A 230-nucleotide genomic window follows, 5' to 3' on the forward strand; every position below is an offset into this window, starting at 1 on the left:
GCAGCAGCTGGCGGCCCTGAGGACCCAGGCCGCCGCCCGGCCCACACCACCACGCAGCCGGCGGTGGCGGCTACGACGGACCGGCTGGAGCCGCCGCCGGATCGGCGAGATACCACCGGGGCGCATCTGGCCGGGCCCGAGCAGTTCAGCCTCGCCGTCCTCACCGGAGGCCCGAGCAGCGGCACTGCGGGGCAGGAGGAGCTGCAGTGACTGATCGTCATCTCACCGAC

1 protein-coding gene is annotated in these 230 nt (G+C 74.3%); it reads left to right on the forward strand.

Going from position 1 to position 230, the window contains the following annotated elements:
- Positions 1 to 210, forward strand: a 210-nt coding sequence (locus G6021_RS16980) for a hypothetical protein (protein WP_206682672.1), incomplete at its 5' end; no start/stop codon positions are given.
- Positions 211 to 230: the final 20 nt, after the last annotated feature.

The sequence above is a fragment of the Dietzia sp. CW19 genome (assembly GCF_014145265.1).
Taxonomy (GTDB): domain Bacteria; phylum Actinomycetota; class Actinomycetes; order Mycobacteriales; family Mycobacteriaceae; genus Dietzia; species Dietzia natronolimnaea.